Consider the following 20,267-nt stretch of genomic DNA (forward strand, 5'->3'; position numbering starts at 1 on the left):
CTAATAAATCCCCCCCCCTTCTTAATAATTAAATTTGTAACGCGTGTGTACGCGCGCGAGAGGAAATCACATGCAAACGTATATAAAGCAAGCAAGCATCCGGAAGATATTTCCGAATGCTTGCTTACTTTTGAGCCTCTTGTCGGATTCGAACCAACGACCCCGAGATTACAAATCACGTGCTCTGGCCAACTGAGCTAAAGAGGCGGGTGGGTAAGCTTACTACATCGCGCCGCTACAACCGACTACCTTTGCTGCGATCAAGCCCTGGAGGATTTGAAGGGAGCTAGCCGTATAGGACTTACCCATTTTGCGGTTGCAAAGGTAGACATTTTTATCTATCCTGCAATAGCTAATGCTTACTTTTTTGTATCAATAAGAAGTAAGACTCTACATTTCAACTGATTAAAGTTTAAAAAAAAGATTCAGAATGTAATAAAAAACACTTTATTAACTTTAACTAAGAGATTTTCTATACGAATAGATATTATTTGTACCTTTGTGCTCTATTTATTAACAAAGATGACAGCAAACAGAAGCTATTTACAGAAATACGCGATGCACTTTGGCACGTACATGGGAGCCTATTGGATATTGAAGTTCATTTTATTTCCATTAGGATTTCACATACCTTTCTTTTCACTACTATTCGTAATACTCACGTTGGCTGTGCCCTTCATCGGGTATTATTACACAAAAATGTACCGCGATAAGATATGCGGAGGACGCATCCGTTTCTCACACGCTGTTGTCTTTTCCATATTCATGTATATGTTCGCTTCCCTGCTGGTCGCAGTAGCGCATTATGTGTACTTCCAATTCATCGATCATGGCTTTATCATCAATTCGTATATCACACTATGGAATGAGCTAATGACTACGACTCCCGCCCTGATGGAAAATAAAGAAATTATAAAAGAAACAATAGATACGGTTCGTTCACTCTCTGCAATCGACATTACCATGCAGATTTTGTCTTGGGATGTTTTTTGGGGAAGTATCTTATCCATACCTACCGCGCTGATGGTGATGAAAAACACCAAACCGGTGAGTAACAAACCGTCTCAGCCATAATTTATCATTCAACATTTCTATAAAAAAGATGAATATATCAGTAGTAGTCCCCTTGTTTAACGAAGAAGAATCACTCCCTGAATTATATGCGTGGATTGAGCGAGTAATGAACGCCCACCAACTTTCTTTTGAGGTAATCTTCGTTAACGACGGAAGCACAGACCATTCGTGGCAAGTTATCGAAAAGTTGAAAGCTCAATCACCCTATGTCAAAGGGATCAAGTTTCGCCGTAACTATGGCAAATCACCAGCTCTCTTCTGTGGATTCGAAGAAGCTCAAGGAGAGGTTGTCATCACCATGGATGCCGACTTACAGGACAGCCCGGAAGAAATCCCGGAACTCTATCAAATGATAACCGAAGAGGGATACGACCTGGTGTCGGGATGGAAACAGAAAAGATACGACCCGCTATCGAAAACTCTCCCCACCAAACTATTCAATGCAACAGCTCGTAAGGTGTCGGGCATAAAGAATCTGCACGACTTCAACTGCGGGCTCAAAGCCTATCGGCTGGAAGTGGTAAAAAATATCGAAGTATATGGTGAAATGCACCGATATATCCCCTACTTGGCCAAAAACGCCGGTTTCAAAAAGATTGGCGAGAAGATCGTCCAACATCAGGCACGCAAATATGGAACGACCAAATTTGGTCTGAGCCGTTTTTTCAACGGATACCTCGATCTATTGTCGCTCTGGTTCCTCTCACGCTTCGGCATTAAACCGATGCACTTCTTTGGCCTACTCGGATCATTGATGTTTATCCTAGGCTTAATCTCAGTTATTGTGGTAGGAGCGAACAAGATGTACGCCGTGTATAGCGGTCATACGTATCGGCTGGTTACGGAATCTCCCTATTTCTATTTATCACTGACAGCTATGATTATCGGTACGCAGTTATTTTTGGCCGGTTTTCTGGGCGAATTGATCTCGCGCAACGCTCCGGAACGTAATAATTACCAGATAGAAAAGAAAATCTGAGAGTTTGATAAATGTTTTAACTAAATTAATTATGAAGAATCTAGTTCGTTTATTCCTAATATTGCTCATTACGGGTGGTGCTATCAGCATCGGCAGTTCCTGTTCTGACGACAGCAATTGTTCGATGGCCGGACGCCCGATGATGTACTGCACAATCTCCACCATCGACCCGGACACAAGAGTAGTACGCAACGACACACTCGACTCGCTGACTATCACAGCCTTGGGAACAGACTCCATCATTCTGAACAATGAAAAGAAGGTACATAAACTGATGTTACCTCTGCGATACACCAGCGATTCTACAGTTTTGATATTCAAATATGATCCGGTACGCCAACCTAGACATACCGATACCTTGTACATCATTCATAAGAACACACCCTATTTCCAATCCATGGACTGTGGCTATTTGATGAAACAAAACATTGTAAAGACTCATATCGGTAAGCATGGCAGCAATTTACAGGCAGAAAAGCTGGATTCCATTTATATAAAAAATAAAGAAGCCAATAGTAATGAAATACAGAATTTGCAAATATTCTATGTATACCGCGACCGCACACCTGCTGAAGATTAGCAGCCTGCTCTTGCTTCTTTGCTTTGGACTTCCGCTGTTGGCGCAGCAAAAACGACCGGCGCCAACACCAAAGAGAGACCAGAAAAAGAAAGAAGCCGTTGTCGACACAATTCCTTTTTACAACGGAACGTATGTCGGCTTGGACCTGTATGGCATGGGGAGCAAGCTATTGGGAGGCGACTTCATGAGTACGGAAGTCAGCGTTGCCGTGAATCTGAAGAACCGTTTCATCCCAACGATCGAACTAGGTATGGGTGGCACGGATGAATGGAACGAGACGGGTGTACACTACAAGAGTAAAGCTGCTCCTTATTTCCGCATCGGTGTAGACTATAACACGATGGCCAAGAAAGTAGAAAAGAACAGTTATTTATATGTTGGTCTGCGCTATGGACTTACTTCTTTCAAATATGATGTGTCAACTATGCCGGCAGAAGACCCGCTTTGGGGAGACGGTATCGGCAATCCAAGTCTGGGAGATGATGTATGGGGAGGCAGCGTCCCTTTCAACCATCAGGGAATGAAAGGTTCCATGCAGTGGTTCGAACTTGTATTCGGAGTTAAAGTCCGCATCTACAAAAACTTCAACATGGGCTGGACCTTGCGAATGAAATACAAAACCAGCGCATCCATCGGAGAATATGGCGATCCTTGGTATGTACCGGGCTACGGTAAATATAAATCAAACAATATGGGGATTACGTATTCCCTAATCTATAAACTACCTCTGTAACAATGACAGGATTGGAGATTTGGCTTCTTGCAATAGGCTTAGCGATGGATTGCCTCGCTGTTTCCATTGCAAGTGGCATCATGCTGAAACGTATCGAGTGGAGATCCATGCTTACGATGGCTTTCGCTTTTGGTTTTTTCCAGGCGCTGATGCCTTTTGCCGGTTGGATGGGTGCAAATACCTTCAGCCACCTTATTGAAAGCGTAGACCACTGGATTGCTTTCGCCATTCTTTCTTTTTTAGGCGTACGAATGATTCTCGAAGCGTTTAAAGATGAAGAGTTCAAGAACGAATTTAATCCCTCCAGCCTCAAAGTTGTACTTGCCATGGCAGTAGCAACAAGCATAGACGCCCTAGCAGTAGGCGTCTCTTTTGCTTTTTTGGGGATCAAAAATTATGCTACTATCCTCTCTCCGATCGCAATCATCGGCCTAGTATCGTTTACAGTTTCCATACTGGGACTGATATTCGGTGCGCGTTGTGGATGCGGATGCGCCCGGAAGTTAAAAGTTGAGCTGTGGGGCGGAATTATTCTAATCATCATCGGAACAAAGATATTGATCGAACACCTATTTTTTCAACCATAAAGCAGTTTGCGTATGAAGTCAAAGAAAAGTTTTTTATGGCTCGCTTTTCTCTTGCTAGCAACCATCTGGATTTTAGCAAAAAGGAATAACCAACCGCCTTACCAACAAGCCAACGGATTGATTTTCGGAACGGTATATACCATAACTTACCAGCACAACGGTGACTTAAAGCCGGAAATCGAAGAAGAACTGAAACGATTTGACTTTTCGCTGTCGCCTTTCAACGACAGCTCGGTTATTAGCCGGGTAAACCGAAACGAAGTAATTGTAACAGATAGCTTCTTCCAACGATGTTTCAACCGCTCCATGGAAGTATCGAGAGAGACAGACGGAGCTTTCGACATCACGATTGCGCCTCTTGCCAATGCCTGGGGATTTGGATTCAAGAAAGGGGCTTTCCCCGACTCAAAGATGGTTGACAGTCTGCTTCAAATCACCGGATACGAAAAAGTCCGTATGGTGGATGGACAGGTTATCAAACAAGATCCCCGCATTATGCTTAGTTGCAGCGCTATAGCCAAGGGATATTCGGTGGACGTAATCGCTCACCTGCTGGAGCGTAAAGGTGTACAAAACTTCATGGTCAACATTGGAGGGGAGGTCGTGGTCAAAGGTAAAAATCCGGAAAAACAGTTATGGCATATCGGAGTCAACAAACCTGTTGACGACTCCCTGGCTCTAAAACAAGACTTACAAGCTATACTTACTTTATCGGATGTAGGGATGGCTACATCAGGCAATTACCGTAACTATTACTATAAAGATGGCAAGAAATATGCGCATACCATTGATCCGAAGACGGGTTATCCGGTACAGCACAGCATTCTCTCGGCAACAGTCATTGCCAAAGATTGCATGACGGCGGACGCATTCGCCACCGCCTTTATGGTGATGGGGCTAGAGAAAGCGGAAGTTTATTGCAAAGCGCATCCGACAATTGACGTATTCTTTATCTATAGCGACGAAAAAGGAGAACTTAAAACGTTTGCAACCGAAGGGGTACAAAAGCGTATGTTAAACCAATGATGGAATCTGTGCCAAAGTTCCGTCATTTCATAAATACAAAATAGACAGCGGCTATCAGGCAAACGAATGCAGCCAAATGATTCCAATGAAGCGATTCTCCTTTGAATAGTACAGTGCTGAACACTGTAAAAATCAACAAGGTGATAACTTCTTGGATTACTTTCAGTTGCATCAACGTAAAGGGGCCACCATTTCCCTGAAAGCCCATCCGATTGGCCGGCACCTGGCAGGCGTACTCGGCCAGAGCAATAAACCAGGAAAACAAAATAACGCCATAGAGAGGCCAGTTGTTTATCACCTTCATCTCCTGCAATTTGAGATGTCCGTACCAGGCAAAAGTCATAAAAACGTTGGATACGATCAATAAAAAGATAGTATAGGTTCCTTTCATAATACAACAAATAATTTTATTTGAATTCAGTTATCTGACTTGGCAACGATTCGGTCTGTACATTCGCCATACTTCCCCAAAGACTATAACGCGCTTCCGGATTCATCGACTCCAACTGACGCAAAACGCCCTTCATATCGCTACGGCTCGATTGCGATTCATAAGGGCAGTTCTTCACTTGTTTCCGATAGCCGCGTAGTGCAGCCAGCTCCAAAAGATCAGCCTCATGCACCAAACACATGGGGCGTATAATCACCATATCGAATTTATTCATGACCAACCGGGGCGGCATCGTACTAAAAGCTCCCTGATAGGTGATGTTCATCAGCAAAGTCTCCAGAATATCATCCATGTGATGACCCAAAGCAATCTTGTTACAGTCTTGTTCCTTAGCAACAGTGAACAGAGCCTTTCGCCGGTTCCACGAACAAAGAAAACAAGGCGACTTGCGGGTGTCGGTCGAAGACTCGAACGAGGTTTTGAATAGGACAAAGGGGATTCCAAATGCCTCGCAATGAGTACGCAAATAGTCGGTATCGCTCTGATAAGGTATGTTCTCCATCACGATATGCGCAGCCACTACTGTAAATCGAGGTTTATGCTGCTGCATTCGCCGACCCAGCAACTCAACCAATGCCAACGAATCTTTTCCTCCCGAAAGTCCGATCAGGATTCTATCTCCTTCTGCAATCAGTCCGTATTGCATTACTCCCTTACCAAACCGCTTCTGAATGCGGCGGGTACACTTCTCTTCTTCCTTATATTGTGCCATAAATTTAAAATCGGCTGCAAAAGTAAACGAAAAGATTGATTTAAAGAAGAATTAACATATATAGAAGTTGTGAAAAAGGGTTTATTTGCAATTAATTTGTATTTTTGAACAATAGAATTTGAATGTGCAAGTAAAGACATATATGAAGAAAAAGTATATTTTGTTTTTTTTATGTAGCTTTCTCCTATCGGGCTTTCTGCCCAAACACTGGAACAGGCTAGAACTATGTTTTCCAAAGGCCAATATCAAGAGGCCAAACCTATATTTAAAAAACAGGTTCAATCTCAACCCGGCAATGCGAATTATAGTTTCTGGTATGGGGTATGTTGCCAGCAGACAGGCGAATCGGATGAAGCGGTCAAGTATCTGGAAGTAGCGGTTAAGAAACGCGTAGCAGGCGCACAGCTTTACCTGGGACAAGCCTATAATGATACGTATCGTTATGAAGATGCAGTGGGTTGCTACGAGGAATACATAGCCGAACTCAGCCGGAGAAAGAGACCGACCGAGGAGGTTGAGAAGTTATTGGAAAAAAGTAAAGCTAACCTCCGGATGGTGAAAGGCGTGGAGGAAGTATGTGTAATAGACTCGTTCGTAGTCAATAAGAATGATTTTCTCAGTACTTACAAACTAAGCGAGGAATCGGGTAGCCTGTTTAGCTACAACGCCTATTTTCAAACCGAAGGTAAGCACCCCGGTTCGGTATATGAAACCGAAATTGGAAATAAAATCTATTACGGCGAAGCGAATGCAGGGGGAAAGTTGAGGATTATGTCCAGCAACAAACAACTGAATGAGTGGAGTGCAGGACGCCCTTTACCGGAGAACATCAATGCAGCGGGCAATGTCAACTATCCGTATGTATTGACGGATGGAGTCACCATTTACTACGCTACAGACAGTGAAGGCTTGGGTGGATATGATATTTTCGTAACCCGTTACAATACAAATACCGATACGTATCTTACGCCGGAGAATGTAGGAATGCCATTTAACTCGCCTTTCAATGACTATATGTATGTAATCGACGAGTATAACAATTTAGGATGGTTCGCTTCCGATCGCTATCAACCGAAGGGAAAGTATGTGTTTACGTATTTATCCCGAACAGTTCGAAGCAAACTTATAACTATGAAGCCATCGATCCGCAGAAAATGATTCGATTAGCTAAATTGCATGCCCTGCGGGAGACTTGGAAGAATAAGAATGAGGTGGCCGAAGCTCAACAGCGTTTGGCGGAAGCTATCAATCACAAACCGCAAGAGCGTAAGAGTGTAGACTTTGAATTTGTGATTGACGATCGTACCACTTACAACTTCTTACAAGACTTCAAATCCAAGGAAGCTAGACTATTATTCCAGAAATACCAACAGAACCGGAAAGACTTTGAACAACAAAAAGACCGACTGGAAGAGTTACGCAACTCATACATCAAGGCCAATAAAGCCGAAAAAGACCGAATCGCTCCTACTATCTTAGAAATCGAAAAACAGATGCTACAAATGAATGAGAATCTGGATACTCTCGAAATAAATGTACGTAACTTAGAGAAAACAAATTCAAAATAACCAAACGATTATGGATATATTGATTATCACAGTACTGATCATTGCCGCTGTTATCCTCTTTCTGGTGGAACTCTTCATCATTCCGGGTATTAGCCTGGCAGGTATCTCAGCACTAGCTTGCATTATATATGCTAATTATTATGCCTTTGCCAACTTGGGAACAGGTGCCGGTTTTATCACACTGACCATATCGGTAGTCACATGTATAGGCTCGCTCGTCTGGTTTATGCGTTCAAAGATGTTGGACGATCTTGCCCTGAAAAAGAATCTAGAATCCACGGTAGACAACAGTGCCGAAAGGCGAGTGAAAGTAGGCGATACTGGCATCAGCACCACACGTCTGGCACAAATAGGATATGCCGAAATAGATGGCAACATTGTGGAGGTGAGGTCAATTGAAGGCTTTCTCGACGAGAAAACTCCGATTATCGTTACCCGCATCAGCAACGGAACAATCCTCGTAGAAAAAATAAAACAATAATATTTACTTAATATAAACTATAAATGGATATATCTATGTATTTACCTATTATTCTGATAGTTGGAGGTATTATCTTCTTGATATTATTCTTCCATTACGTGCCGTTCTTCCTATGGTTGTCGGCCAAAGTATCAGGAGTGAACATCTCACTGGTGCAGTTATTTCTGATGCGCATCCGTAATGTGCCTCCCTACATCATCGTTCCGGGCTTGATCGAAGCTCATAAAGCTGGCTTGAAAGATGTCAACCGTGATGAAATGGAAGCTCACTATCTGGCTGGAGGACATGTAGAACGAGTGGTGCACGCACTGGTATCAGCATCTAAGGCAAATATCGAACTGTCATTCCAGATGGCTACAGCTATCGACTTGGCGGGACGTGATGTATTTGAAGCTGTCCAAATGTCTGTTAACCCGAAGGTTATCGACACACCTCCGGTTACCGCCGTAGCTAAAGATGGTATTCAGTTAATCGCCAAGGCTCGTGTAACTGTACGTGCCAGCATCCGCCAATTAGTGGGTGGTGCAGGCGAAGACACTATTCTGGCTCGTGTAGGCGAAGGTATCGTATCTTCCATCGGTTCTTCAGTGAATCATAAGTCTGTACTCGAGAATCCGGATTCCATCTCTAAACTGGTACTTCGCAAAGGATTGGATGCCGGAACAGCTTTTGAAATTCTATCCATCGATATCGCTGATATTGATATAGGTAAGAATATCGGTGCTACCTTGCAGATCGATCAGGCAAATGCGGATAAGAACATTGCTCAGGCTAAGGCTGAAGAGCGTCGTGCGATGGCCGTTGCTACCGAGCAGGAAATGAAAGCGAAGGCACAGGAAGCTCGCGCCAAAGTAATCGAAGCGGAAGCAGAAGTTCCTAAAGCGATGGCTGAAGCATTCCGTAACGGTAATTTAGGTATCATGGACTATTATCGGATGAAGAATATAGAAGCTGATACTTCCATGCGCGAAACAATTGCTAAACCTGCCGGTAATACAAGCAATCAGCCGCTAAGCAAATAAAGCCTCTCGCATAAAGGGACAAAGTTACGCTTGCTAACGAAAAACTTTTGAAGGGTTTTATTTGTTAGCATAGAAGATAACTTTAATAAAAACATAAATCAAAGTCCTCTTCACGCCCCTCTCCTAGCGAGAGGGTTGGGAAGAGGCTAAACATTAACATGAAAAAATATTTCCCATCCTCAGAACTTATTATCAATGAAGACGGATCGGTGTTTCATCTTCATGTAAAACCCGAGTGGCTTGCCGATAAAGTAATTCTTGTAGGCGACCCCGGACGTGTGGCACTTGTAGCTTCTCATTTCGAAAACAAAGAGTGCGAAGTGGAAAGCCGTGAGTTTAAAACCATTACCGGCACATACAAGGGAAAGCGAATCACAGTCGTTTCTACCGGAATAGGTTGCGATAACATCGATATTGTGATGAATGAGTTGGATGCTCTGGCCAATATCGACTTCAACACCCGTGAAGAGAAAGAAGAGTTCCGCCAACTGGAACTGGTACGTATCGGTACTTGCGGTGGTCTCCAACCCAATACGCCTGTTGGTACATTCGTTTGCTCACAGAAGTCCATGGGCTTCGATGGCTTATTGAATTTCTATGCCGGACGTAATTCGGTCTGCGACCTACCTTTCGAACGGGCTTTCCTTAACCACATGGGATGGTCGGGCAATATGTGTGCCCCTGCTCCCTACGTTATTGATGCCAGCGAGGAACTGATCGACCGCATTGCCCAAAAGGACATGGTACGTGGTGTTACGATTGCCGCAGGTGGTTTCTTCGGACCGCAAGGCCGGGAACTTCGTGTTCCGTTAGCCGATCCCAAACAAAATGAAAAGATTGAAGCATTCGAGTACAATGGTCACCGAATAACCAACTTTGAAATGGAAAGTTCGGCACTCGCAGGCCTTAGCCGACTCATGGGACACAAAGCAATGACAGTTTGTATGGTCATAGCCAACCGACTCATTAAAGAGGCGAATACCGGATATAAGAACACCATCGACACACTTATCAAAACAGTGCTCGATCGGATCTAAGCTTATGCTCCTGTTAAAATAATCAATAGGCTCCTGTCAGCACAATCTGCGACAGGGGCTTTTATTTTGTAGAAAGATATGTGAATAAAACAAACTACCTGTCCGCACGTTTCTCTTTTTCGACAGGAAAGCGTTATCTTTGCCAATCAAAAAGAACATCAAGATGAATCAAGATACAATTTGTGCCATTGCAACAGCCCAGGGCGGTGCTATCGGAACCATTCGTGTTTCCGGTCCGGAAGCTATATCCATAACCTCTCGCATCTTCAAACCCGCTCGGGAAAGCAAGTCACTCAGCGAGCAAAAGCCCTACACACTAACGTTCGGCCGTATCTATGACGAAGAAGAAATCATCGACGAAGTATTGGTAAGCCTCTTTCGGGCTCCGCACTCCTATACCGGAGAAGACAGCACGGAAATCGCTTGTCACGGCTCATCTTACATCCTTCAGCAAGTGATGCAACTACTCATCAAGCATGGTTGTCGCATGGCACAACCAGGTGAGTACACCCAACGCGCCTTTTTAAACGGCAAGATGGATCTAAGTCAGGCAGAAGCCGTTGCCGACCTCATTGCCTCAACTTCTGCCGCTACTCATCGATTAGCAATAAGTCAGATGCGTGGAGGTTTCAGCAAAGAGCTGACCGAGTTACGCAACAAACTCCTAAACTTTACATCCATGATCGAGCTGGAGCTTGACTTCAGCGAAGAAGATGTCGAGTTTGCCGACCGTTCCGCCTTACGCAAGCTAGCTGATGAAATAGAGCGAGTTATTTCCCGCCTTGTCCATTCATTTAGTATAGGCAATGCCATTAAGAACGGAGTACCCGTAGCCATCATCGGTGAAACCAACGCAGGCAAATCCACCCTTCTAAACGTGCTATTAAACGAAGATAAAGCTATTGTCAGCGACATACACGGCACAACGCGTGATGTAATCGAAGATACGATCAACCTAGGCGGCATCACCTTCCGTTTCATTGATACGGCAGGCATCAGGGAGACCGACGACACCATCGAGAGCCTCGGTATCGAACGTACCTTCCAGAAACTAGATCAGGCAGAGATTGTACTTTGGATGATCGATGCTTCCGAAGCCTCTTCCCAAGTCTCTCAACTTGCCGGTAAGATACTCCCCCGTTGTGTAGGCAAACACCTGATCGCCGTATTCAATAAGTCCGACCTCATAGAAACGTCCCAATGTCAATCAATTGAACATCTTTTTGCACAAGAGTTTCCTCAGGAGCATACCGATCTAATCTTCATCTCAGCCAAGCAAAAGGTACAAACCGACGAGCTAGAGCAAAAGTTGATCAGTGCCGCTCATCTTCCCACAGTGACTCAGAACGACATCATCGTTACCAACGTACGTCATTACGAAGCACTCACCAAAGCGCTCGAAGCCATACACCGTGTACAGTCCGGACTCGACTCCCATATATCCGGTGATTTCCTTTCACAAGATATTCGCGAATGTATCTTCTTCATCTCCGATATTGCCGGCGAAGTAACGAACGATATGGTGCTTCAAAATATCTTCGAGCATTTTTGCATCGGGAAATAATGGCTTAGAATTAACAGTAAACAACTGTAATCAATTAGCAAGAAGTCTCTCATTTTGAGGGACTTTCTTTGTTTTAACACTTACCCATCACTTTTTGTTAGTACCCGTTTTTCATCCTATTTTCGTACCGTATTTCTACCGCGAAACAATTTTGCGGTGAAGCCAAATGTCACAATGACGCATTAGTTGACATGTGTTGACAATGGTCTACGTAGGTTGACAAAAAGGAGGCGAAATTAAAACGAATAATAGTATGGAAGTGAAGCGAACTTGTAAATGGTGTGGCAAAGTATTTATTGCCCAAAAGACGACTACCCAATATTGTAGTCTTCAATGCGCACAACGTGGATATAAACAACGTGTCCGCGAGAAAAGAGATGAACTAAAAAAGAGTCAAGAACTCTTACGTCCTACTGCTTCCCTAGAGGGTCAAGACTACTTAACCTTTTCCAAAGTAGCAAGTTTGATGGGAACCAGTAGGCAATACATCTACAAATTGGTAAAGCAAGGCAAACTGCGCGCATCCAGATTGAGTGAAAGGATGTCTTTCATTCGCAGGGCGGACATTGAGCTAATGCTAAAATCTAAGCCATACGAGCGCATTATGCCTAAAGAAGAGATAAACATTGCTGAATACTACACAGCCGAGGAGATTTCAGAAAAGTATAAAGTCAATGCTAAATGGGTCTGGACTTTTACCAGACAGAACAAGATACCAAAAATGCGTATTCGGAAGTTAAATTACTACAGCAAGAAGCATATTGATACAGCTTTTGCAAAATACGAAGTTGATACAGAACTATCTGAATGGTATACTCCGGAAGAGATTGTTGAAAAATATGGTATGGCCCGCATTGCTATTCGAAGCCAAGTTTACCGGAATAATATTCCCTCCAAAAAAGAACATGGGAAGATATTCTATTCTAAATACCATTTCGATTTATCTAAATCGGAAGGTCTACGGAAAGAGGTATATTACTATACCGTCCAAGAGGCTATGGCAAAATTTCATTTGACAAGAGATGCCGTTTATGGAACTCTACGTTTCCATGGCATTGAGAGAGTAAAAATCGGGAAGTTCGTTAAGTTTCTCAAAGTTGATTTTGACAAGATCATGGGCGAAGTTCAAAAGAGATAAAGCCTATTTGAAATGATATAGAACTTACTTCCAAATGACTATTTTCAGCAAAACATCATTCAAAACCTTTGCAATAACTATCAAGTACTAACTATAAAAATCAAGAAATCATGTTCGAATGTAAAACCGTAACACTTAGAACTCGTCCCATCAAACATGGGCAATTGTCTTTCTATCTGGACTATTATCCAGGCTACAGAGATAAGGAAACAATGAAAGTAATCCGTCATGAATCTTTAGGCATTTACATCTATGAGAAACCGAAGAATCGCAGGGAACGTGAATTTAACGAACAAATGACCGAAAAGGCAGAGGCTATTCGTTGTCGCCGATTCGATGCAATAGTCAACGAGCGATATGACTTTCTCGACAAGAGTAAACTTAAAGGTGACTTTTTAGAATACTATCGTCACCAGCTACGTAAGCATGACCAGAAGTGGAAATTTGTCTATACCCACTTCAGTAATTTTGTGGGTGGTAAATGTATCTTTGAGGAAATAGACATCGACCTTTGCAATAAATTCCGAGAATACCTGCTTACCGCCAAAAAGCTGAAGAGCAACAAAGATAGGATTTCCCAAAATTCCGCTGCCGGTTATTGGTCCACATTTCGGGGATTTCTACAAGACTTGTATCGTGCCAAACTGATACGCAATAACATTAACGACTTCTTGGATAAAATAGAAACAGAAGATATTGACAAGGATTTCCTTACCCAACAAGAATTATGCAAATTGGCTGAAACGCCATGCGATATACCCGTTTTAAAAACCGCTTCGCTATTTGCGTGTCTTACCAGTCTGCGTATCAGTGATATTTTGGCTTTACGATGGGAAAATATTCAGGACTACTATGATGGTGGCAAGTTTGTGAAGCTTATCACGCAGAAAACGAAATCCATTGATACTATCCCTATCAGCAAGGAAGCATTGGAACTAATCGGTAACACTGGTGAAGGGATTATTTTCAAAGGACTTAAACGTAGTATGACACAAGCGCCAATGAAGAAATGGATAAAGTCTGCTGGAATTACCAAAAACATTACGTTCCATAGCTACCGTAGAACTTTTGCGACTTTACAAGCAGCAGCCGGAACGGATATTATCACCATAGCCAGTATTATGACACACAAAAGTATTTCTACCACGCAACTTTATACAAAAACCGTTGATGCCAACAAGCGTAAAGCCTCTTCGAAGATTACGCTCAAACGAAAAGAAGAGTAGTGAATATTAAACAGCTTTAATAGGTGTTTTGAGTATGATTTAAGGTCTGATTTATAGGAAATCTTTTAATTAGTATAAAGATTCTGTTGTTATCGAGAAGTAATAAGCAATAATTGGAAGTATGCAGATAATTTTGTCTGACCATTTTACAATCCAGTTACTTACAATTATGAATATTAAGACAATAGAGCTCGTACTACTCTGGCTCATGCCGGGCATTATATTTTTAGCGATCGCTTCTTTAGTAGCTTATCAAATAGGCACTGATTTCAACAATCATTGGATAGTGGAATCAGTTGCCTTTTTTGTTGTGTTCGTACTGCTACAGACTCTTTATGGACTGTTACAAGCCATATTGTTAGAGATTTTCTTTTCGAAAGCAAACCATTTGTCTATTCCTGTCGACAATATTACATCTAACGTAACCTTACCTACCAATAGCACTGTCAGTACCTGTCTAGATAAATCAACCTTAATACAAAATGAAAAACGAAAGAAAGCAGAATTGGATAAACAACGAAGAACCCAGATTCTTGTGGAATATGCCAATGTCGTTTTAAGTTATCACATGAATAAAAATCATTTGGAAACCATTCTGAAAAATGTCGAGCTATTTACCACATCACCCGAAGTTGATTTTACTTCTGCTGAGACCGATGGCTCTCTTGGAACTGCCGATCTTCGGCACTTTGCATGGAACATTGGTAAGAGATTGGGCTATGACCGGATGACACAAGCCAAATTCATCAAACAATGTTTTCCAAAGGAATTTATGAACTGCGAACTGCCTACTATCATCCGTAACCTGTCGGATGAGGTCACATCCATTATAAAAATAGACAAACCGGACAAAGGAAGCTATGACTTTCATTGGAAAGCAATAGGACTTGTCAATCCGTTGGACATAACATCTAAAAACCTTTCAAAGGAGGCTGTCTGAACTTACTTGGAAATGATTCCATACTTATTCTAATCCTCTGAAATCAGCATAAGGTCATTGGATTCCTTTGCAGCGCTTACAAAAAATAAAATTTATGAAGAACGAATTAACATTCAACGACCTTCCAATGGTTGTAAAGGAACTCTGCAACAAGGTTGAGAGTCTAGAAGAGACGCTACTAAAACAAGTAACAAGCCGACCTGTTCCTGTGTATGAAAATTACCACACTCCAATGACTTCAGAAGAAGCTCGCGAGTATTTAAAGATGCCGAAATCTACTTTTTACTTCAAAGTAGGTAATGGTGAAATACCAGCCATCAAGCAAGGTAAACGCTACTACCTCTACAAAGACGAACTGGATCATTGGCTGGAAACCGGAAGAAAGAATGCTCCTGCACTCTCTGTCGAAGAGATGAATGCCGCAATCTTGGCTTCTCACAAACGGAAACCTAACTCTACAAACTATTGATGTGTATGGAATACGGAAGAGAGAGGAGCCCGATAAAACGAGAAGAGGCCTGGCAGCTGTGGCAACAGTCCATTCTTAGCATTACGGGTAATTATGAAAAGGCTCCCGAAGTATTCAAGATTGACGATACAGTAATCGGCACATTAGGTAATTTCAGTGCATCTATTGGCAAAGCTAAAAGCAAAAAGACATTCAATGTATCAGCAATTGTAGCTGCCGCCTTAAAAAATGGTAAGGTACTGAATTATTCAGCCTCGTTTCCTTCCGACAAATCGACTATCATCTATATAGATACAGAGCAAAGCCCCTATCACTGCCTGAAAGTGATGAAACGAATATTTCAATTGGCAGGGCTCTCTACAGAAGCCAACCATCCCTGTTTTAAGTTTCTAGCATTACGCAAAAACACACCGGAAGAACGAATAGCCATCATAAATGAAGCAATTTATGGAACAGATAATGTAGGTTTAGTTGTCATAGACGGCATTAGAGATTTAGTTTACGACATAAACGGTCCAAGCGAATCAACCTACATTATTTCCAAGCTCATGCAATGGACTGATGAAAAACAGATTCATCTTCATACCATCCTCCATCAGAATAAAGGAGATGAGAATGCACGAGGGCATATTGGCACGGAACTAAGCAACAAGGCGGAAACCATTCTCCAAGTAGAGAAAGACAAGGCGGACTCAAACATCAGTAAAGTCGAAGCAGTTCACATTCGAGCAATGGATTTCAAACCGTTTGCTTTCCGCATCAACGAGCAGGCGTTACCTGAAATTGTAGAGGACTATGTAGTGGAGGAATCGAAACCTGGTCGTCCGCCCAAAGAACCATTCGACCCATATAAGGAGATTAAGGTAGAGCAGCATGAGAAGGCTTTAAGGTTTGTATTTGCGAAGAAGGGAGTTTATGGCTATGAAGAATTACAAGAAGCTTTGGTTGAAGCATACAATGAAGTGGGCTGCCCTATCGGTCGTAATAAAGTCACCAAGGTTATCACATTCCTCAGGAATAAGCGAATGATTCTACAAGAAAATGGTAAGAAGTATTCACTCAATCCAGACAGGCATTACTAATGCTCAATCACTTTACTTTATTCTCAATGCCTATATATTGAGATTATTTAAAACACTATCTTTAAATATGGATGGAGTTCTCAATTTGGGAACTTCATCCATAGGCTTTTTAAGCTAACTATATACACAGCTTGCTGCCACTTTAGTGCCTTTTCCCATTGCAAATTTTGCAAATGGGGTATTAGGCTACCCCACTGATAAATCAGTGTGCCATTGGGCAAGCCCAATATGTTTCACTTGACCGTCTGAAATGTCATTCCCCATTACACTACTTAATATGATAATTGTACCTTAACGCCATATTTACAAAGGATGTATTAATAAAATTCTAAAAACAAAAATAATATGATCTACGGGTACATTAGAGTAAGCAGCGACAAACAAACTGTCGAGAATCAACGCTTTGAGATTAACAACTTCTGCGAACGTGAAAATATGAATATTGATGGCTGGATAGAAGAAACTATCAGTGGTACTAAATCGTATAATAAACGAGAACTCGGCAAACTGCTTAACAAAGTACAGAAGGACGACCTTATCATTTGTGCCGAACTTTCACGCCTTGGGCGTAATCTTTTCATGATTATGGAAATTCTTAATATTTGCATGACCAAAGAGTGCCGTGTGTGGACCATAAAAGATAACTATCGATTGGGAGAAGACATTCAAAGTAAAGTTTTAGCTTTTGCTTTTGGCCTATCGGCAGAAATAGAACGTAATCTTATCAGTCAAAGAACTAAAGAAGCTTTGGCAAGAAAAAAAGCCAATGGTATTGTATTAGGAAGGCCAAAAGGGAAAAGAACTTCACCTGAAAAACATAAACTATTCCCCAAAAAGACACTCATTATCGGACTGCTTAAAGAAAAAATATCCAAGCGGCAAATTGCTAAAATTTGTAAGGTAAACAGAAACACGCTAGCACGTTATATCGCAGAAGTAATTGAAGTCGAAAAATGAGCCGTTTTAGTACGCTCGTCCTCCGATTGACAGTTGGCAAGAATCTCATCACGCTTTTCTGTGGAAATTATGAATGCTTCATTATAACCCGTGAGCACTCCGCGATAGATGTTTATATCCCAATCTTTAAGTGGAGTTCCAACCGCTTCAATCTTCTGCTTGATGCTCTGTTCAATGGGAGACAATATCACCCACGGGGCAGAGCCTGCAAAATCGCACTCCACGCCTTGTTGCTGCACGAAAACGCTCAAATTCTTTATGCTATTTTTAGCCTGCTTATTTGTGACTGCGCAAATTGTTTTGTACTCATTTTTTGATTTGCTAAACAATAATATATTGCTATCTACAGTTGCATTCTCGAAAATTTTCACACCAGAAAAATCTATCAGTAATTTTGGATCTGTCTTTTTAGCAAAGAAAGCTCGAGTTTTTTCTCCATACCCAGCACGCATCCATTTATTAGAAGTAATATAACACAAATGACCATTCGGTTTCAGCAATTGCCAACCACGTTCGTAAAAAAGACAATAAATGTCACCAGTACGAGCAAATACCTCGAAGTTGCTGTTTTCATAAAGAGCTGCAATCTCGCCTCCATTATTCTGTAACTGTATATATGGCGGATTGCCAATGACAATATCAAAACCATTGCAATCATTCGGTTGATTGAAAACATCACTAAAATAAGTATGCCAAAGGAAGAACTTATCATTAGGTATATTAAGATTATCAACAGCTTCAACAACAGATGGAATATAGCCTGAGCAAATTTTGATATGCTCTTTTACAGCATATTCAATATTCTTCCTAATCTTTGCTTTTGCAGAATGATCGCTTTCACTAAAATATTGCTTTAAGTAAAGTTGAATATTTCTCTTTGTATCAGTTTCGTCAAACATTAGTGATACTTGTCCTCTATTTTTCTTCGCTATGGTTTGCGCACTTTCTGTCAATGTAGAAAGGTCGTACCCCATAAAGCTTTCAAGCAAAGAATTCCCCTGCATAATCTTATAATCCAGATTTGGCAATGAGTGTGGGATTTCTTCTTCGACTATCAGCGACAGCCAAAAGCGTAGACGCGCAATGTCTACCGCACCTCGCTCTATATCTACACCGTATATATTGTGTTGAATGATATGACGTTTTATGTCTGCCGCATCACCAAAACATTCTATTGCACCACGACACAAGAACAGCTCTTTGAGCAAGCCCATGGGGAACGCACCTGAACCAATGGCCGGGTCGCATATCTTCACATTTTTCAACCTATTATCCAGCATCATAGCTAGTTCAGAATCAGCTCCACCAATTTCTGCTACATCGTATGTATTCACAAATTTGTCGATAGCAGTCTTAGTTTGTTCATCCGTTATATCTGTTTGCAGATAAGCAGTGAGCGATTGACGACACATATACTGTACAATCTCTTTCGGCGTGTAGAAGGCTCCTTTATCTTTGTTATCCTCCAACAAGTTCTCAAAGATACGTCCCAGCATCTCTGGGTCTACACCCACTTGTGCGTCATTAGGGTCATTTTCGTCTATAGTAAAATTATACTGATAGAAAAACTCAAATAAATCTGCAAAATACTTTGCTGGGAATTGTGATGTAGGCTCATCAAGCAAATCACGTTCGAACAGACCGCCATTGAGATAAGGGATCTTCACCACTGAACCATATTCAAAAGAGACACCTGTATCAAACAAGTATTTGTTGTCTTTGCGATCACTGTCAAGCGCATCAGTAAAGAGAGGCTCTAATACTTCGTCAAGAAAGTTTGCTTTTTGTTCATTACTTGACTTTTCAAACAGATGTTTCATGAAGTTAGTATCTCCCTCACCCCATTGTTTGTTTTTAGGTACTCCCATCCAACCTTTCTTTTGCAAGAAATGCAAGAACACTATGCGCCCCAGTAGTTTCTTTACATAGTCACGGATAGGCTTTTCCTCACGATCTCTGATTATCTCGTCAGCCATTCCGCTTTTGTCGAAAGAAGTATCAATAAAGTCCTGGCGCATTCCGTTTGAATCGTCACACATATAGTCTACAAAACGCTGGTAATGTTGCTTGTATTTTCCAAAGAATTCCTTAGACAGAGCTTCCACATCAAATGCAGCCTCTATATCTTTCAATTCTATGTCGCCATGCTTTTGCAGAAGTTTTCCAAAATTCTCTGACGCAGTGCGACATGATTGATTAGGACCAAGCAAGAACGTATAACGTTTAGAATCGGTAGTTTCATCGTTGCTTCCACGTTTACTGCAAAATGTAAAACGCCAGTCCCAACTCAGTGTATCCTCATAATGGAATATCATAAATGCACTAGAATAAGTATTCATTATACGTCGTACCAACTGCTGAATAGCTACGCGATTACGCACCATCTGCACATGACCAGTAACAGTTATATCATAAATGTCTATAGGGTTAAACTCCACCTGTATAGTACCTACACGGCATACTGACGTTATACCCGTACTCGCTGCTACAGCTGCCAGTTCTGAATTCTCTTCGAGCAACGAAGCATTGAAGCCGTCATCGAAGTTGTCTTGCCCAAAAATAGGAAACACCACTTCTTGCAGAAATGATTCGCCACCCTGATATGGCTTCTGAAAATATTCTTTGAATTCCATAGTTGATA

Annotated in this window: 19 protein-coding genes, 1 tRNA gene and 1 pseudogene; 17 read left to right on the plus strand and 4 right to left on the minus strand. The window is 41.8% G+C overall.

All coding sequences use genetic code 11. The annotated features are described in order from the left end of the window. Positions 1-133 precede the first annotated feature (133 nt). Positions 134-207: transfer RNA gene (locus JCM10512_RS14520), tRNA-Thr, on the minus strand. Between the two features lie 315 nt (positions 208-522). Here JCM10512_RS14520 and JCM10512_RS14525 point away from each other — a divergent pair. Genes JCM10512_RS14525 through JCM10512_RS14550 form a run of 6 tightly spaced genes read left to right on the plus strand, consistent with a single transcriptional unit; the run spans position 523 to position 4,979 of the window. Next, the gene (locus JCM10512_RS14525; RefSeq protein ID WP_081741341.1) at positions 523-1,074 is read left to right on the plus strand and encodes a DUF4199 domain-containing protein; all 552 of its coding nucleotides are present in this window, start codon (positions 523-525) and stop codon (positions 1,072-1,074) included. A gap of 28 nt (positions 1,075-1,102) precedes the next feature. Beyond that, on the plus strand, positions 1,103-2,053 hold the full coding sequence (locus JCM10512_RS14530; RefSeq protein WP_044164222.1) for a glycosyltransferase family 2 protein: 951 nt from the start codon (positions 1,103-1,105) through the stop codon (positions 2,051-2,053). Positions 2,054-2,084: 31 nt separating this feature from the next. Then, entirely contained in the window at positions 2,085-2,633 is a 549-nt protein-coding gene (locus tag JCM10512_RS14535) for a DUF6452 family protein (RefSeq protein WP_044164224.1), read from the plus strand. Next, positions 2,572-3,366 carry a DUF6048 family protein gene (locus JCM10512_RS14540; RefSeq protein WP_044164226.1) on the plus strand — a complete coding sequence of 265 codons (795 nt, stop codon included), beginning with the start codon at positions 2,572-2,574 and terminating at the stop codon, positions 3,364-3,366. The genes JCM10512_RS14535 and JCM10512_RS14540 overlap by 62 nt, the downstream gene beginning before the upstream one ends. Before the next feature lie 2 nt (positions 3,367-3,368). Beyond that, positions 3,369-3,953 (plus strand): manganese efflux pump MntP, encoded by a 585-nt coding sequence (locus tag JCM10512_RS14545; RefSeq protein ID WP_044164229.1) that lies wholly within the window; start codon positions 3,369-3,371, stop codon positions 3,951-3,953. Between the two features lie 12 nt (positions 3,954-3,965). Beyond that, entirely contained in the window at positions 3,966-4,979 is a 1,014-nt protein-coding gene (locus JCM10512_RS14550; protein ID WP_044164231.1) for an FAD:protein FMN transferase, read from the plus strand. A 22-nt stretch (positions 4,980-5,001) separates the two neighbouring features. Here JCM10512_RS14550 and JCM10512_RS14555 read toward each other — a convergent pair whose 3' ends face one another. Next, positions 5,002-5,370, minus strand: a complete 369-nt coding sequence (locus JCM10512_RS14555; protein WP_044164233.1) for a DMT family protein — start codon at positions 5,368-5,370, stop codon at positions 5,002-5,004. A 16-nt stretch (positions 5,371-5,386) separates the two neighbouring features. Further along, positions 5,387-6,142 carry a tRNA 2-thiocytidine biosynthesis TtcA family protein gene (locus JCM10512_RS14560; RefSeq protein ID WP_044164235.1) on the minus strand — a complete coding sequence of 252 codons (756 nt, stop codon included), beginning with the start codon at positions 6,140-6,142 and terminating at the stop codon, positions 5,387-5,389. Between the two features lie 142 nt (positions 6,143-6,284). On the opposite strand from JCM10512_RS14560, the pseudogene JCM10512_RS14565 reads away from it, so the two are divergent. The 11 genes and pseudogenes from JCM10512_RS14565 (at position 6,285) to JCM10512_RS14615 (ending at position 17,626) form a co-directional block, all read left to right on the plus strand. Next, positions 6,285-7,710 (plus strand): annotated as a pseudogene (locus JCM10512_RS14565) (tetratricopeptide repeat protein). Between the two features lie 10 nt (positions 7,711-7,720). Beyond that, positions 7,721-8,191, plus strand: a complete 471-nt coding sequence (locus JCM10512_RS14570; protein ID WP_044164237.1) for an NfeD family protein — start codon at positions 7,721-7,723, stop codon at positions 8,189-8,191. Positions 8,192-8,214: 23 nt separating this feature from the next. Then, on the plus strand, positions 8,215-9,213 hold the full coding sequence (gene floA, locus JCM10512_RS14575; protein WP_044164239.1) for a flotillin-like protein FloA: 999 nt from the start codon (positions 8,215-8,217) through the stop codon (positions 9,211-9,213). Between the two features lie 158 nt (positions 9,214-9,371). Then, on the plus strand, positions 9,372-10,250 hold the full coding sequence (locus tag JCM10512_RS14580) for a nucleoside phosphorylase (RefSeq protein ID WP_044164241.1): 879 nt from the start codon (positions 9,372-9,374) through the stop codon (positions 10,248-10,250). Between the two features lie 163 nt (positions 10,251-10,413). Continuing rightward, a complete protein-coding gene (gene mnmE, locus JCM10512_RS14585; protein WP_044164360.1) occupies positions 10,414-11,814 on the plus strand; it encodes a tRNA uridine-5-carboxymethylaminomethyl(34) synthesis GTPase MnmE in 1,401 nt (466 codons plus the stop codon). Between the two features lie 253 nt (positions 11,815-12,067). Beyond that, a complete protein-coding gene (locus tag JCM10512_RS14590; protein ID WP_044164243.1) occupies positions 12,068-12,952 on the plus strand; it encodes a helix-turn-helix domain-containing protein in 885 nt (294 codons plus the stop codon). Between the two features lie 110 nt (positions 12,953-13,062). After that, positions 13,063-14,178: a site-specific integrase gene (locus JCM10512_RS14595; protein ID WP_044164245.1), complete on the plus strand. Its 1,116-nt coding sequence runs from the start codon at positions 13,063-13,065 to the stop codon at positions 14,176-14,178. A 169-nt stretch (positions 14,179-14,347) separates the two neighbouring features. Continuing rightward, positions 14,348-15,118: a hypothetical protein gene (locus JCM10512_RS21505; RefSeq protein ID WP_148298418.1), complete on the plus strand. Its 771-nt coding sequence runs from the start codon at positions 14,348-14,350 to the stop codon at positions 15,116-15,118. Positions 15,119-15,212: 94 nt separating this feature from the next. After that, positions 15,213-15,587: a helix-turn-helix domain-containing protein gene (locus JCM10512_RS14605; RefSeq protein WP_044164247.1), complete on the plus strand. Its 375-nt coding sequence runs from the start codon at positions 15,213-15,215 to the stop codon at positions 15,585-15,587. Further along, on the plus strand, positions 15,587-16,669 hold the full coding sequence (locus JCM10512_RS14610; protein ID WP_044164249.1) for a mobilization protein: 1,083 nt from the start codon (positions 15,587-15,589) through the stop codon (positions 16,667-16,669). Before JCM10512_RS14605 ends, JCM10512_RS14610 begins: the two co-directional genes overlap by 1 nt. A gap of 345 nt (positions 16,670-17,014) precedes the next feature. Further along, complete coding sequence (locus JCM10512_RS14615; RefSeq protein WP_044164251.1) at positions 17,015-17,626, plus strand: master DNA invertase Mpi family serine-type recombinase; 612 nt, start codon at positions 17,015-17,017, stop codon at positions 17,624-17,626. On the opposite strand, the gene JCM10512_RS24165 is transcribed toward JCM10512_RS14615, so the two are convergent. Further along, a complete protein-coding gene (locus JCM10512_RS24165) occupies positions 17,593-20,259 on the minus strand; it encodes an Eco57I restriction-modification methylase domain-containing protein (RefSeq protein ID WP_052517240.1) in 2,667 nt (888 codons plus the stop codon). The genes JCM10512_RS14615 and JCM10512_RS24165 overlap by 34 nt on opposite strands. Positions 20,260-20,267: the final 8 nt, after the last annotated feature.

Source organism: Bacteroides reticulotermitis JCM 10512, assembly GCF_000517545.1.
Lineage (GTDB): Bacteria > Bacteroidota > Bacteroidia > Bacteroidales > Bacteroidaceae > Bacteroides > Bacteroides reticulotermitis.